Source organism: Oleiagrimonas sp. MCCC 1A03011, from assembly GCF_003267965.1.
In the GTDB taxonomy this organism is placed as follows: domain Bacteria; phylum Pseudomonadota; class Gammaproteobacteria; order Xanthomonadales; family Rhodanobacteraceae; genus Oleiagrimonas; species Oleiagrimonas citrea.
Map to the genome: position 1 here is coordinate 305,702 of NZ_MSPY01000002.1, position 12,971 is coordinate 318,672.

At 60.6% G+C, this 12,971-nt stretch carries 14 protein-coding genes; 9 read left to right on the forward strand and 5 right to left on the reverse strand.

The window, feature by feature from the left end:
* Positions 1 to 277: 277 nt before the first annotated feature.
* Together BTJ49_RS04960 and BTJ49_RS04965 are read left to right on the forward strand one after the other, a co-directional pair.
* Positions 278 to 817: a hypothetical protein gene (locus BTJ49_RS04960; RefSeq protein WP_146742274.1), complete on the forward strand. Its 540-nt coding sequence runs from the start codon at positions 278 to 280 to the stop codon at positions 815 to 817.
* A gap of 226 nt (positions 818 to 1,043) precedes the next feature.
* Positions 1,044 to 1,325: a hypothetical protein gene (locus BTJ49_RS04965; RefSeq protein ID WP_113064259.1), complete on the forward strand. Its 282-nt coding sequence runs from the start codon at positions 1,044 to 1,046 to the stop codon at positions 1,323 to 1,325.
* Positions 1,326 to 1,386: 61 nt separating this feature from the next.
* Here BTJ49_RS04965 and BTJ49_RS04970 read toward each other — a convergent pair whose 3' ends face one another.
* The gene (locus tag BTJ49_RS04970) at positions 1,387 to 2,286 is read right to left on the reverse strand and encodes a pseudouridine synthase (RefSeq protein WP_113064561.1); all 900 of its coding nucleotides are present in this window, start codon (positions 2,284 to 2,286) and stop codon (positions 1,387 to 1,389) included.
* Between the two features lie 236 nt (positions 2,287 to 2,522).
* Between BTJ49_RS04970 and BTJ49_RS04975 the strand changes: the two genes are divergently transcribed.
* The gene (locus tag BTJ49_RS04975; protein WP_113064260.1) at positions 2,523 to 2,711 is read left to right on the forward strand and encodes a carboxymuconolactone decarboxylase family protein; all 189 of its coding nucleotides are present in this window, start codon (positions 2,523 to 2,525) and stop codon (positions 2,709 to 2,711) included.
* A 60-nt stretch (positions 2,712 to 2,771) separates the two neighbouring features.
* Here the strand turns inward: BTJ49_RS04975 and BTJ49_RS04980 are convergent, their stop codons facing one another.
* Positions 2,772 to 3,671: a pseudouridine synthase gene (locus tag BTJ49_RS04980; RefSeq protein WP_113064562.1), complete on the reverse strand. Its 900-nt coding sequence runs from the start codon at positions 3,669 to 3,671 to the stop codon at positions 2,772 to 2,774.
* A 237-nt stretch (positions 3,672 to 3,908) separates the two neighbouring features.
* On the opposite strand from BTJ49_RS04980, the gene BTJ49_RS04985 reads away from it, so the two are divergent.
* Together BTJ49_RS04985 and BTJ49_RS04990 are read left to right on the forward strand one after the other, a co-directional pair.
* Complete coding sequence (locus tag BTJ49_RS04985) at positions 3,909 to 4,259, forward strand: carboxymuconolactone decarboxylase family protein (protein ID WP_113064261.1); 351 nt, start codon at positions 3,909 to 3,911, stop codon at positions 4,257 to 4,259.
* A gap of 174 nt (positions 4,260 to 4,433) precedes the next feature.
* Complete coding sequence (locus tag BTJ49_RS04990) at positions 4,434 to 5,498, forward strand: serine hydrolase domain-containing protein (protein WP_113064262.1); 1,065 nt, start codon at positions 4,434 to 4,436, stop codon at positions 5,496 to 5,498.
* Between the two features lie 156 nt (positions 5,499 to 5,654).
* Here BTJ49_RS04990 and BTJ49_RS04995 read toward each other — a convergent pair whose 3' ends face one another.
* Complete coding sequence (locus BTJ49_RS04995) at positions 5,655 to 6,725, reverse strand: GGDEF domain-containing protein (RefSeq protein WP_113064263.1); 1,071 nt, start codon at positions 6,723 to 6,725, stop codon at positions 5,655 to 5,657.
* A 532-nt stretch (positions 6,726 to 7,257) separates the two neighbouring features.
* Between BTJ49_RS04995 and BTJ49_RS05005 the strand changes: the two genes are divergently transcribed.
* On the forward strand, positions 7,258 to 7,713 hold the full coding sequence (locus BTJ49_RS05005) for a fasciclin domain-containing protein (RefSeq protein ID WP_113064265.1): 456 nt from the start codon (positions 7,258 to 7,260) through the stop codon (positions 7,711 to 7,713).
* A 227-nt stretch (positions 7,714 to 7,940) separates the two neighbouring features.
* Here the strand turns inward: BTJ49_RS05005 and nhaA are convergent, their stop codons facing one another.
* Positions 7,941 to 9,224 (reverse strand): Na+/H+ antiporter NhaA, encoded by a 1,284-nt coding sequence (gene nhaA / locus BTJ49_RS05010; protein ID WP_206098369.1) that lies wholly within the window; start codon positions 9,222 to 9,224, stop codon positions 7,941 to 7,943.
* 890 nt (positions 9,225 to 10,114) lie between these two features.
* Between nhaA and BTJ49_RS05020 the strand changes: the two genes are divergently transcribed.
* Positions 10,115 to 10,672: a DUF3228 family protein gene (locus BTJ49_RS05020; protein ID WP_113064268.1), complete on the forward strand. Its 558-nt coding sequence runs from the start codon at positions 10,115 to 10,117 to the stop codon at positions 10,670 to 10,672.
* Positions 10,673 to 10,933: 261 nt separating this feature from the next.
* Positions 10,934 to 11,671: a hypothetical protein gene (locus tag BTJ49_RS05025; protein WP_113064269.1), complete on the forward strand. Its 738-nt coding sequence runs from the start codon at positions 10,934 to 10,936 to the stop codon at positions 11,669 to 11,671.
* A gap of 219 nt (positions 11,672 to 11,890) precedes the next feature.
* On the opposite strand, the gene BTJ49_RS15720 is transcribed toward BTJ49_RS05025, so the two are convergent.
* On the reverse strand, positions 11,891 to 12,097 hold the full coding sequence (locus BTJ49_RS15720; RefSeq protein ID WP_168184669.1) for a hypothetical protein: 207 nt from the start codon (positions 12,095 to 12,097) through the stop codon (positions 11,891 to 11,893).
* A gap of 471 nt (positions 12,098 to 12,568) precedes the next feature.
* On the opposite strand from BTJ49_RS15720, the gene BTJ49_RS05030 reads away from it, so the two are divergent.
* Positions 12,569 to 12,889: a hypothetical protein gene (locus tag BTJ49_RS05030; RefSeq protein ID WP_113064270.1), complete on the forward strand. Its 321-nt coding sequence runs from the start codon at positions 12,569 to 12,571 to the stop codon at positions 12,887 to 12,889.
* Positions 12,890 to 12,971: the final 82 nt, after the last annotated feature.

Below are 12,971 nucleotides of genomic sequence, written 5' to 3' on the forward strand. Positions count from 1 at the left end.
GCCTTGGCAGCGATCATCGTATTCATTTGGGGTTGCGCGCAGTACGCAAAAGCCAAGGGGCACTCCGGTTGGTTCGGACTGTTCGGCCTCCTGAGCATCATTGGTTTGCTGGTACTGTTTTTCCTTCCCGATAGGCACAAGGTCAGGCGCGCCTAACAACAAAAACGGTTCCAGGTGCATATATGGCCGTGTGCGTCGGTGCGCTCAACACCTTGATAGTGCACCTGGCACCGTTATTCCCGCAAAAGACTACGGACGAGTGTCGACAGGGGCAGGCTTGGACATTTTTGCAAAGATTGCAGCGACGTTGGCCTTCGCGTTTGGCGTCATTGTCCTGTATCTGCCGAAAAAACGGTTCCAGGTACACATACACCCGTTTGAATCGGGATGTCAAAAAACAGTGACAGGTACACTTGAGCTCAGTTGGATGGGTCGGTCCGAGCTTATTTCGTGCGGGGGTGCTATGCGTCGTCTTTGGGTCGTTCTCAACTGGGTTGTGCTGATCGTTCTGCTATTGACGGAAGTCTTTGTGCTGCTGAAAGGACAGGCGCGCGGCTTGCTTGGTCTCTTGCTCGCCTTGCCGTATGCGAGCGTCCTGTACGCAGATAGGAAGCCACGGATACGTTGGCGCCCGGTTGTTGCGCTGACGCTCAATGGTCTGATGCTTTGTCGCGCGATCTGGACGATGGTATTCGCCGCGCAGCATACGTGGGCCGTGCAAAGCGTCTACAGTCTCCTCGTCGTTCTCTTGCTCGCGAACATCTGGATGATGGTGCGGAACGTGAAGCGACACGACCGTGCCGCACTGGGCGCATAAAACAAAAAAACGGTTAAAAAACGGTTCCAGGCGCACTTACGCTTGTTTGTATCGGGCGATGAATGCTTCGAAAAAGGGGGCGGAGGCAATTAAATCGAGATAATTCCCTCCGTCCCCTTTGATTGGTTTGCGCACGCGAGAGGCTGCGGCATGATCGACGGGGCGCTGCATCGCAGCAGACCATTCCCGCAATAGACTACGGACGAGTGTCGACAGGGGGGCAGGCTTGGACATTTTTGCAAAGATTGCAGCGACGTTGGCCTTCGCGTTCGGCGTCATTGTCCTGTATCTGCCGGGCGGCTTCGGCATTCTCCATTTCAACAAGGGGAAGCCGAAGGCGATTGCGCGGTGCGTTTCCAGTCTCTGGGTGCTGTTCATGCTGGCCCATGTGCTGGCCATCTACAGGATTTGGTTCTCAGGGGACAGTCTCTACGTGTGGCTCGTCGCGCTGTTCCTCGGCCAGGTCGTGTTCTTCGCCACGGTCGCCAGGGATGTCAGCACGAAGTAGGGAACATGCCGGGTCGTCGTCACGTGCATTTCGGAAAGTGGTGTCAGGGACCATTTCCCTCTCAGTCGATAGGCAGCAACTGCTGCTGGCTGTGCCAGGCTCTAGGCTGGCCATTCAACGGGTCGACAAATTCCAGCGTGCGCGCCAGCAGTTGCAGCGGATGGGCGTGATCATCGTCCGCCTCGGGCTGCAACTGCGGATACCAGCGGTCATGCAGGATCGGCGCACCCAGCGCGGCCATGTGCACCCGCAACTGGTGCGTGCGGCCCGTGACCGGGGTCAATGCGTAGCGCCATAGATCCGGGCCACGCTCGAGGACGGCGATGTGCGTTTCGCTGTTGGGGCGTCCTTCTTCTTCCCGCATGCGAAAGAACGGCTCGCCGCGTACCAGTCGCGAGCGGTAGATCTGTGGGAATGCCTGTTGGTGCAGCGGGGCTGCCAGCGCCTCGTAGGACTTCACGATACGGCGTTCGCGAAACAGTGCCTGATACGCCGCTCGGCTGGATGCATTAACGGAAAACAACACCAGGCCCGCCGTGGCCCGGTCGATGCGATGCAACGGCACCAGGTCCGGATGGCCCATGCGGCGACGCAAGCGCGTCAGCAAGGTCTCCTCGACGAACCGTCCCGCGGGCATCACCGGCAGAAAATGCGGCTTGTCCGCCACCAGCAGGTGCGCATCGGCATACAGCACCGTCTCGGTCACCGGAATGCGGGGTTCGTGGATCACCTCGCGGAAATAATGCACGCACAGACCGTCCCGGACCGGCGCATGCATGGCCAGAGGCTCCCAGGCTGCATCGAGCACGCGTCCCCGCTGCATGCGTTCCTTCCAGGTGTCCGGCGACACGGCGGGAAAGCGCGAACACAGGCATTCCAGCACCGTGTCTCCGTCGCCCGGCGACAGGTGCACCGTACTGGCGCCAGGTGGTCTGCGCGGTTTGTGCTGCGGCGGGTGCATGCAGGTCTTCACCGTGGTGAGTACACAAGGTCAGCGTCGATTCTTTCACGGCTCGACCGCTAATAGGCGCAAAAAGGGGAGGCGGCTCTTAAGCCGATTCAATCTCTTGTGCCCTTTGCCCCCCGTGTCGCGCCGACCGGCAGGCTGGGCGATCGGCGCCGGACTTGATCCAGGTCCAATCGCCCGCGGCATGATGCGAGCACACTTCGAATTCGTCCCGACGACCCGGAGTGCATATGTCCCATCTTTCGTTCAAGACCCTGACCCAGGATCTCAACCAGGCCCTGGCGACCTTCCGCGCCGATCAACCGGACACCATGGCCGGTTTCTCGTCCCTGGCCAAGGCCGCGCTCGCGCCTGGGGCGCTGACGGCGGTACACAAGGAACTCATGGCGCTGGCGATCGGCGTCGCCGGGCACTGCTAAAAACGGTTCCAGGTACACTTCCGGCAGTAAAGAAAAATGGTGTCAGGGACCATTTCCCTCTCAGTCGATAGGCAGCAACTGCCGCTGGCTGTGCCAGACTCTAGGCTGACCATTCAACGGGTCGACAAACTCCAGCGTGCGCGCCAGCAGTTGCAGCGGATGGGCGTGATCATCGTCCGCCTCGGGCTGCAACTGCGGATACCAGCGGTCATGCAGGATCGGCGCACCCAGTGCGGCCATGTGCACCCGCAACTGGTGCGTGCGGCCCGTGACTGGGGTCAATGCGTAGCGCCATAGATCCGGGCCACGCTCGAGGACGGCGATGTGCGTTTCGCTGTTGGGGCGTCCTTCTTCTTCCCGCATGCGAAAGAACGGCTCGCCGCGTACCAGTCGCGAGCGGTAGATCTGTGGGAATGCCTGTTGGTGCAGCGGGGCTGCCAGCGCCTCGTAGGACTTCACGATACGGCGTTCGCGAAACAGTGCCTGATACGCCGCTCGGCTGGATGCATTAACGGAAAACAACACCAGGCCCGCCGTGGCCCGGTCGATGCGATGCAACGGCACCAGGTCCGGATGGCCCATGCGGCGACGCAAGCGCGTCAGCAAGGTCTCCTCGACGAACCGTCCCGCGGGCATCACCGGCAGAAAATGCGGCTTGTCCGCCACCAGCAGGTGCGCATCGGCATACAGCACCGTCTCGGTCACCGGAATGCGGGGTTCGTGGATCACCTCGCGGAAATAATGCACGCACAGACCGTCCCGGACCGGCGCATGCATGGCCAGTGGCTCCCAGGCTGCATCGAGCACGCGTCCCCGCTGCATGCGTTCCTTCCAGGTGTCCCGCGACACGGCGGGAAAGCGCGAACACAGGCACTCCAGCACCGTGTCCCCGTCGCCCGGCGACAGGTGCACCGTACTGGCGCCAGGTGGTCTGCGCGGTTTGTGCTGCGGCGGGTGCATGCAGGTCTTCACCGTGATGAGCACACAAGGTCAGCGTCGATTCTTTCACGACTCGACTGCTAAAAGGCGCAAAAAGGGGAAGGAGGCCATGAAGCCGATTCAATCTCCTGTGACCTTTGACCCCCGTGTCGCGTCGACCGACGGGCCGGGCGATCGGCGCCGGACTTGATCCAGGTCCAATCGCCCGCGGCACGATGCGGGCACACTTCGAATCCGTCCCGACGACCCGGAGTGCATATGTCCCACCTTTCATTCAAGACCCTGACCCAGGATCTCAACCAGGCCCTGGCGACCTTCCGCGCCGATCAACCGGACACCATGGCCGGCTTCTCGTCCCTGGCCAAGGCGGCGCTCGCGCCTGGCGCGTTGACGGCGGTGCACAAGGAACTCATGGCGCTGGCGATCGGCGTCGCCGGGCACTGCGATGGCTGCATCGGGTTCCACGTCAAGGCGCTGCGCCGCATGGATGTCCCGCGCGATCAGTTCATGGAGACCCTGGCCGTCGCGGTCTACATGGGCGGCGGCCCGTCGCTGATGTATGCCGCCGAAGCCGTGCGCGCCTACGAGGAATTCGAGGCGGACGGTTGATGGCGAAAAGGGAAGCGGAGGCCATTAAATCGCCTTGATGGCCTTCCCCTCCGCTCCGTTGTGCGTGGGGCTGGAGCGGTTTGCGCGCTTTGTTTGGATGGTCGCGCTGGCGTGTATGCTCGAGTTGTTGCCGTTTCCACCTATTCATTACGCCTCCTGCCTCGAAGCCGCCGCATGAAAGCCGACAAGAAACGCATCATCCGCATACTCCGGATCGTCATGCCGGTCGTGGCGATCGTCTGTGTCGTGACGCTGCCGCCGTGGCCGGGCATCAAGGCCTGGCTGGCGCCGTTGCCGGACACGGTCCAGCAGCAGGTCGACGATGCCGCGCATGACGGGCTGGACGGCATCATCGTGTATGTCGATCAGGGCGGGAAGCCGCCCCGGCTCTACGCCGCGGGCTGGAAGGACGCGGCGCATCGGGTGCCCGCCGATCCGCATGCCTTGTTCAAGATCGCCAGCATCAGCAAGCTGTATATCGCCGTGGCCACCGTCAAGCTGGTCCACCAGCATGTGCTGTCGCTGGACGACACCCTGGCCGAGCGATTGCCGGAGCTGGCCGGTCGCATCCAGAACGCGGACCGCATTACCCTGCGCATGTTGCTGCAGCATCGCAGCGGTATTCCCAATTTCGTCGACGCGGACGGGTTCGACTGGGGGCAGCGGCAGGCCGATCCCCATGACAATCTGAAGCTGGTGCTGGACCAACCGGCCGACTTCGCACCAGGCGCGCGTCGCGAGTACTCCAATACCAACTACCTGCTGCTCGGCGCCATCCTGGATCGGGCGCTGGGCTATAGCCATCAGCGCTACATCCAGCGGGAAATCCTCAAGCCGCTCGGGTTGACGCACACCTACGGCTCGCTCCGCGACGTGAACCTTGCCGATCTGGCCAGCGGCCATCAGCACGGTGTCGACGCGGACATGAAGACGCTGGATTTCGAGACGCCCGGCGGTTCGATGGTGGCCACGGCACGTGATGTCGGGGTGTTCGTGCGGGCGCTGAATGACGGCACCCTGCTGACTCCCGACGAGCAGGCCCTCTATGCCTCGGTCTACCAGTACGGGCATGCCGGCTGGCTACCGGGATATCAAAGCATCGCGCGTTATTACCGGGACATCGACACGGTCGTGGTTGAGTTCGCGAGCACCACCGGTGACAACAAGGAACTGCTGACGAATGTCGTCTACCACCGCATCGTTCGCATCTTGCGCAGGCAGTCGAAAAAGGGTGTCTGAGGCATCGTTGCTTGCTTTCGCTGGCGGCGCTCGGGTGCTGGTCAGCACAAACGTACCGTCTCGCGCAGGGGCGGCGACCTGATTCTTCAGGGGCACTGTTCTGGCCAGGGCAAAGGATTCGAGAGGGAAGTCCCGGACTCTTCCCTGGGGTCGTCATCAGGACAAGGTAGTGTCCAGCACGGCGCGGTCGCGGCCCGTTTCTTTGGCCTGGCGCATGGCGTGGTCGGCGCGCACCAGTAGCGCGTCGATGGTTTCGCCGGGTCCACGGCTCTGGGCGATGCCGATGCTGATCGTCATCGGTCCATCCGGGCGTTGCACCATCAGGCGTACGGCCCGCCGTACCGTCTCCATTCGATACTGCGCCGCCGCCAGGTCGATGTCCGGCAGCAGTATGGCGAATTCTTCCCCACCCACGCGACCGATCAGATCGTGTGCGCGTACGTGGGCGCGCAGAACATCGGCCAGGCCGATCAGCACCGCGTCGCCGGCGGAATGGCCGTAGTGGTCGTTGATCCGCTTGAAGCGGTCGGCATCCAGATACGCCACGCACACTGGCGTGCGCTGCGCGTGATGCTCCTCCAGAACACGCTGCGCTGCATCGAGAAAGCGGTTGCGAAGTAGTACCCCGGTGAGGCCATCGAACGTCGCCTGTTCGCGCAGTTGCAACTCGAGTTGCAACTGTCGGCGCGAGGTGCGCTCCATCACTGCGTGCATCATGGCTGACAAGGTGACTGCCACGCTCATGTAGACAGCGAACTGCAACTGCTGCAGCTCGCTCCCCTGCATCAGGAGCATCGGCAGCGGTCCGAATGCCGTCAGCGCCATTGCCGTCAGAAAACTCCAGCGCGCAGGCCAGAACACCGAGGTGACCACCGGCAGCAGGAGGCTTCCGGGCATTGCCCAGGTCAGCCCCTCGGTCAGGCCGATGCCGGCGAAATTGATCGTCACCTCTGTGAACAGCACGGCGCACAGTGCCACCACACTCAGCGACACAGGCCTTTTGGTGCGGCCGGCCAGCAGTGCCAGCAACAGTAGCGGCAGCGTGGGCGCAAAGCGTAGAACTCCAGGCAGTGTCCAGGCATCCGCCTCCACCGCCGCGAGGTACACCGCTACCGTGGCAAGCAGGCTCAGCGGAATCATCGGCCTCAGATTGGCCGCCTGATACCCTGCATAAGCACGTCTCAGCTTCATATCGGTCCCGGCCCGACCACCCTGACCACGGGGCATACCTGCCCCTGAAGCGCCGCCCGCTGATCGCGCGACGTGCGCACGGATGAAGCACAACCCGACGGAAAGATGGTTCAAACGCTTTGCCGTCGGCTACAGACTAACCAAAACCCGAGTCAGAGTGCACTTTAGGGCGACGGAAAAAACGGTTTCAGGTTCACTTGCGCCGTTTGAAGCGAGACCTGGGCTCTTCGGAAAGTGCGCTTGGTATCACTCTTGGTAGCGCTCTTAACAGAGCCATGTCGGAGGAAAAGAGTCCTGCAGCGCTTCGTGCGAACACACTCCGCCGGCCGGTGCGCACAGCCGCGCATATTGTTACGCCACATCGCTGATTTCTTCACCGCACCGCATCACAGGCGCGTAACAACGGAACGCGTACAGTGGACGGGTGCCGGGACAAGTTTCGCTCCTGTCGCACCTCAGCCTAGCGGTTCTCTTCCTAACGCCACTGAGCATGTCCCCGGGCAACTCCGGGGTTGCGGTCTCGGCCGCCAAGTCCTGCATCGGCAGGCCATCACTCACAGGCATCCCCATGAACAGTACCGCTACCGACATTCGCGCTACCAATCTCATTGACACAGCCAGGGCTCATGGCTCGTTCAAGACGCTGTGCAAGGCGCTGGACGCTGCCGAGCTGAGCTACGTGTTGAAAGGAAGTGGTCCGTACACGCTCTTCGCACCGACGGACGAAGCCTTCGACAAGCTGCCCAAGGAAACGCTCGAAAACTGGTTGAAACCGGAAAACAAGGCCGAGTTGGTTTCGGTGCTGAAGTATCACGTACTCCCTGGGCGCGTCTCGTCAAAGGAGGTCGGGACGATGGCTCATCCGAAGATGATGCAGGGTCAGTCGGTGAGCATCGCCAGAGATGGCAGTGACTTCACCATCGACGATGCGCATATGGTCGGCACAGAAATCACATCGAGCAATGGCGTGATCCATGCGATCGATGTGGTCATGCAGCCGCCCAAGCCGGCGACCCGACACTAAGCAGCCACCTGTCTGTCCGAACCGCGTGGATGAGCGATGCGGGCAGGAAGCGCGGCACCGCTTCCGGAAACCAGGAAGCGTCCTGTGAAACGAGCGTCTCGTCCCGAGGGGGCGCGACGCTTTTTTGGCCGTCCAAGGGCGGACGGATCACAGCGTTTGACTGCCCTCGAAATGGGCCTGAGTCGGTTGTGTTGCCGTCCCCTCTTGGCTGAGGTTTCCATCGCGCATCATTCATTCCGATTCTTGAAACCATGCCTGACCAGGAAGACGAGGCCGATGGCTGCGGACAAGGTCGATGCGCCGAGTATGCCGATCTTTGCGGCGTCCAGCAGATCCGGTGGGTAGGCCTGTTCGGCGATGAAGAGCGACATCGTGAAGCCGATACCGGTGAGCAGGCTCCCGGCCGCGAGCAGGGGCCAGTGCAGCCCGGCGGTCTGCCGGGCCAGACCCAGGCGGACCGCGATCCAGGTGAATGCCATGACGCCGACGGGCTTGCCGATGACCAGGGCCGCGAGAATGGCTGTGGACACGGGCTGCCACGTATCTACGCCGGAGAGTGTGACCCCGGCGTTGGCCAGGGCGAAGATCGGCATGATGACGAATGCGACCCACGGATGCAGCACGATTTCGAGCCGTTCCACGGGAGACAGCGCTTCGGTGACCGCAGTGCGAGCGATGCGTAGGTCACGGCGCCCGTTGGTATCCCCGCTCCAGTGCTCGCCTGTTTCATGGGTCAGGATGCGTTCCAGGATGGCACGTAAGCGCGCATCCTTGACCCAGGCGCCGGTTGGGGTCATCAGTCCCAGTGCCACGCCCGTGAATGTCGGGTGGATGCCCGATGCATCGATGCAGAACCATATCGCGCAACCGGCCAGGACGTAGATCGACATGCTCTTGACTCCGAGCCACGATACGCCTGCGATAGCGGTCAGGCCGCCGATGCCCAGCACCAGCGGCATGACGTGAAGGGCATGCCCATAACCCACGGTAGTGACGATGATGGCGCCGATATCGTCGAAGATGGCCAAAGACAGCAGGAACAACCGCAGCGTCGGTGGAATGCGCGTCCCCAGCAGCGCCAGGCACCCGATCACGAACGCGGTGTCGGTGGGCATCACCGAGCCCCAGCCGTGGATCCCGGTGCGACCGAGCATCATCATCAGATAGATGGCCGCGGGCACCAGCATGCCGCCAAGCGCGCCGGCGAACGATAGCGCCGCGATGCGCACATGACGCAATTCGCCCAGAACCAGCTCACGCTTGAGTTCGAGTGCGACGATGAAGAAGAACAGCGTCATCAGGCCGTCGTTGATCCAGTCCTGCATCGGGCGCGCGTACGCCCACGTTCCGACTTGAAGGCCAAGCGGAATCTGCCAGAAGGCATGGAACGGCTCGGACCAGGCCGTGTTCGACACGATCAGCGCCGCTACGGCTGCAAGGAACAGTGCAGCGCCGGCGACGGCTTCGATCCGCAGGAAACGCAGGAACGGAACAGTGAAGCGGTCGGACATCTTGTGCGGGAGGCGCGTGGATTCTGGAGAGGTCATGTCTGCATGCACCCCGGTAGCCGCCGAATGGTTGCGGCGACTTTCGTACGCAGGACACGCAGACTGATCACGAACCTGCCCGCGACCGGGAAGGTGACAGGGAGAGCCGGGGCGTTGTTGCCTGGGTTGCGGTTCAATGGTGCGCCTCACGAGATGCGAGGGCGGTCATGAAATGAAAACCAACCAAACCGTCCCCTTCGATCCTAGCACTGGCCGGCCTGTACCGGCTATAAACTCGCGGCCCGGTGGCAGGCGTGCGACAGGCAGAGGGCAGGAATGAGCGTATCCTCGTTATGCGTAGATCGAAGTCACTGGGACTTTCAGACGCTTCGGCTCTCAGTATGCCCATCGCGACTGGACCGAATCTCCGATTGAATCGGAGACGTGGATGGTTGCATTCGCAGTCACGCCAGTTATGCGAGCGTCAGAGGGCATCGCCATGCGCATCCCCAACACCGAAAGACTTCAGTATTACAGTCCCCAGTTTGATCACTTCGAGCTGGCCGCAGAGAGAGACCTTGTCAGGCGTTCCAACTGGTCGCCGGGCTATTACGGTATGTATGTACCCTTGTTGACGCCGACGTTGGAACCCGAGCTGCCGCCCGGGTTCGTCGCCAGTCGATCGTTTCGTCCGCGAAAATGATTGGCGGATTCGTTCTTCGGGTAATGACGTGCGCCCGGCCTCTTTTTCCTTGATGGGTGTATACGCTTGATATCCGGACTTCCAAAACGGTGGCCGGTACGCTTGCGCAGAGTGCGCCTGTCACGGTTTTTGCGGTTGCCGCGTACGCCGTGCGCGACGGTCAGACGAGGCGTCGCGTTACCCTTGCCGTTGGTTTCCCAGACAACTGCCCATGTCCATTGTCCTCACTCCCTTTGCCCGCGCCCGGCTGTTTCCCGATGCGCCGCGACGCAACACGATCCAGAATTGCACCGCCGAGGCGTTCGAGCGACGCTTGAACGAAGAGGCGCCGCTCGAAGTACTGGAAGGCTATGCGCCGTTCTGCCGCCTGCACGTGCATCGCAACTGGACTTCGACCCGCTGCATGGCGGTGCCGATCACCGACGACAACCGCCACTTGCTGCATTCGGCCTACGAGGCCCGCTCGACGGACGAACTGCCGGTGCTGGTGCGCTGGTTCGAAGGTGTGGATCCGCCCGTCGCCCGCTACTTGCTGCCGATTCTCTACAGTGCCGGGCAACTCGAGAAAGAGGGCTCGCCCATCGATGCGGACTGGGGAGTGGTCGGTTGTCTGTACACCATGGAGCCGGCCGAGACACCGATGGCGCCGATCACCATGATGCGCAATGCCGTCGGCGTCGACGAAGGCGGTTCGGGCGTGCCGCTGGATCGCGCGGCATATCAGCAAAGCGTGGCCTTCTGGCAGGAGCATGCGAACTGGCGGGGTTGAGTTGACGAAGCCTGGATGGATGCAAGAAATTTTCGACATCACACCTCGCATATGTTATCTGCTTGAGCGGCGATGCTCCTGAGAATATGTTTGTGCGTGTAATTGTTCCTGCTTTGCGTGTAGGTTTCTAATGCCTTTAACAAAAAGAGTAAGGCAGTGAGTGGGAAGTTATTGCGGCCGTAACTTTTATTTCAGTGCGCGTCTTATCGATGAGATGTATTCCAGTTTTTGGATGAATGGATTCGCAAAGGGGGTTATGCGATGAAGATTTTTGCAAAGTCGTGGCTCAAAGATAACAAGATCTATTTCGAGATTTTTGCCATGGTGCTGCTCGGGATCATGGCTCTTGCGGTTTCTCTTTCGCAGCTATTTGTGTCCATAAAGGAAATGAAGCTGATGTCCGCGCAGCTTCGTGTTGCCGAGCGCGGGGTGGATCCTTTGATTATTCCAACATCCAAATACGTGGATAAAAGCGATTTGGGTGTGTACGCCGGAGATGTGCTCAATATAGTGAACGAGGGGGCGCCGGTATTCGAATTCCACCCAACATGCAAAGTTATGCTGGGCGTTACGATTAAAAAAATCAGTACAGGAGAGGTGGTGCTAAATAAAGATTTTGCATTGAGGTTGTACTATGACTCGTATGTTCCGGGTGATGGGCGGAAAGGTGTGGTTGCTGTATACAGTAGGTCGGGGAATAATCTAAAAATTTTCGATCTTGAAAAATCTATTGAAGGCTATGCTAAGTTACGAGGGTATTCCGCAAATATAGCTGTGCGTAGATACTTGAGGGTTTCGTATCTTGGGTCTTCGGGTTCGAAAGTCACGAAGTTCTTTATCGTTGGGGCTGCAGGTACTACAGAGCTGATGCCTCAGGAAGAAGGTCGGAGAAAATTTCATGCCTACGATCAGGCCGTTCGAAAGCATGATTTTCTACGTATAGATAAAGTTAATGCGGGCGGATTCGTGGCCTCATTGTTTTCAGGCTTGCGATCATAGCAATACATAGGGCTTTTATTCGTACTGAAAAGTTCAGATGCGAACAAGTCAGGTTATCGCCTCTGCCTTCTGCTTGCTTCAATTCTGTTATTTTTTAATGAGCGCGTAGTCCCTGTTTTCCAGGTCCTCGATCAGGCCCGGCTCGGTGGGATGCCAGTCCAGTGTTTTGAGCGTGCAGGTGCTGGCGGCGGTGAGGTTCATGTTGGCGAACGGCGCCACTCAGGCGACGTACGCTGCGGCCTCGTCGGCGCGGATCGATTTCGCCGGCAGGTGTAGCCCTTTGCCGAGCGTCCGCGCGATGTCCCGGGGCGCGATGCCTTCCTCGGCACCTGCTTGGTAGCTCGCGCCGGGCTGATTGCTTTCCATGACCTGACGGTAGAGTTTCGCCGCGTCGAGTACGAGAACAACCGCCCAGCGGTTAAGCACATCCAGCGCCCGGAACTCGGGCTGCTGGCCTTCGAGTATTCCATCTTCGCGGTGGACGGCCGCCCGATCTGAGCATGATCGTGTACAACCCGGCGACGCCCGAAGACAGGGGGCGTATTGTGCCCGGCCTGCGAATGATTGAATCAGCTGATGATTGAATCAGCCGAGGACGGAGGAAGCGTGGCAGTTGTCCGTTCCGTAGAGCCATGCCGGGAAGCTTGTTCCATGAGGCAGAGTTGGGCATACGCAGCTTGGCTGGCACCAGTGAAAGCGGCATTTGACCCCGTACGCGCAGCGGCCCCTAGCCGGGGCCCGGCAGTCTGAGTGGGCGCGGGCTTTGCTCCAAGGGTGAGTCCCTGATGCCGCGGATCAACGCGCTGCTCGTCCATGGGTAAGTCGGTCAAACGGCTAGTTCAATCCCGCTCGCTGCCATGTTAACAAGCAGCATGCTTCCAGGAAGGAGGGATCATCATGCCCAAGACGTTGGCTGGCTTCCTGTTGCTTGCCGGACTGATCCTTCTGGTCTGGGCCGTCATCGGAAAGCCGATGAAAATCAAGGATATGAAACTCCAGGAATTGTTGGGTTGGCAACGTATCCTGATTGGTGGCCTGGGGGTCACTTTCATGATCGTGTCGACGGTGCTATTCGCGACGAGGACGGATCGAGGGCCGATCCCAATGATGGCGCCTCAACCTTCGTCTTCGCGGCCTTGGGCCGAAAATGCACTGACGCACGAGCACAACGCTACCCGAGTCCAGTCCGACAATCCGGATAGCGAGAGGCCGCCGTAGCATCCAGCAGACGAGGACTTGCCTGGCGTGGATGCGACCGGTGCGCCCTCCCTCATTATCCGAGGGCGGTTCGCGACCGGAG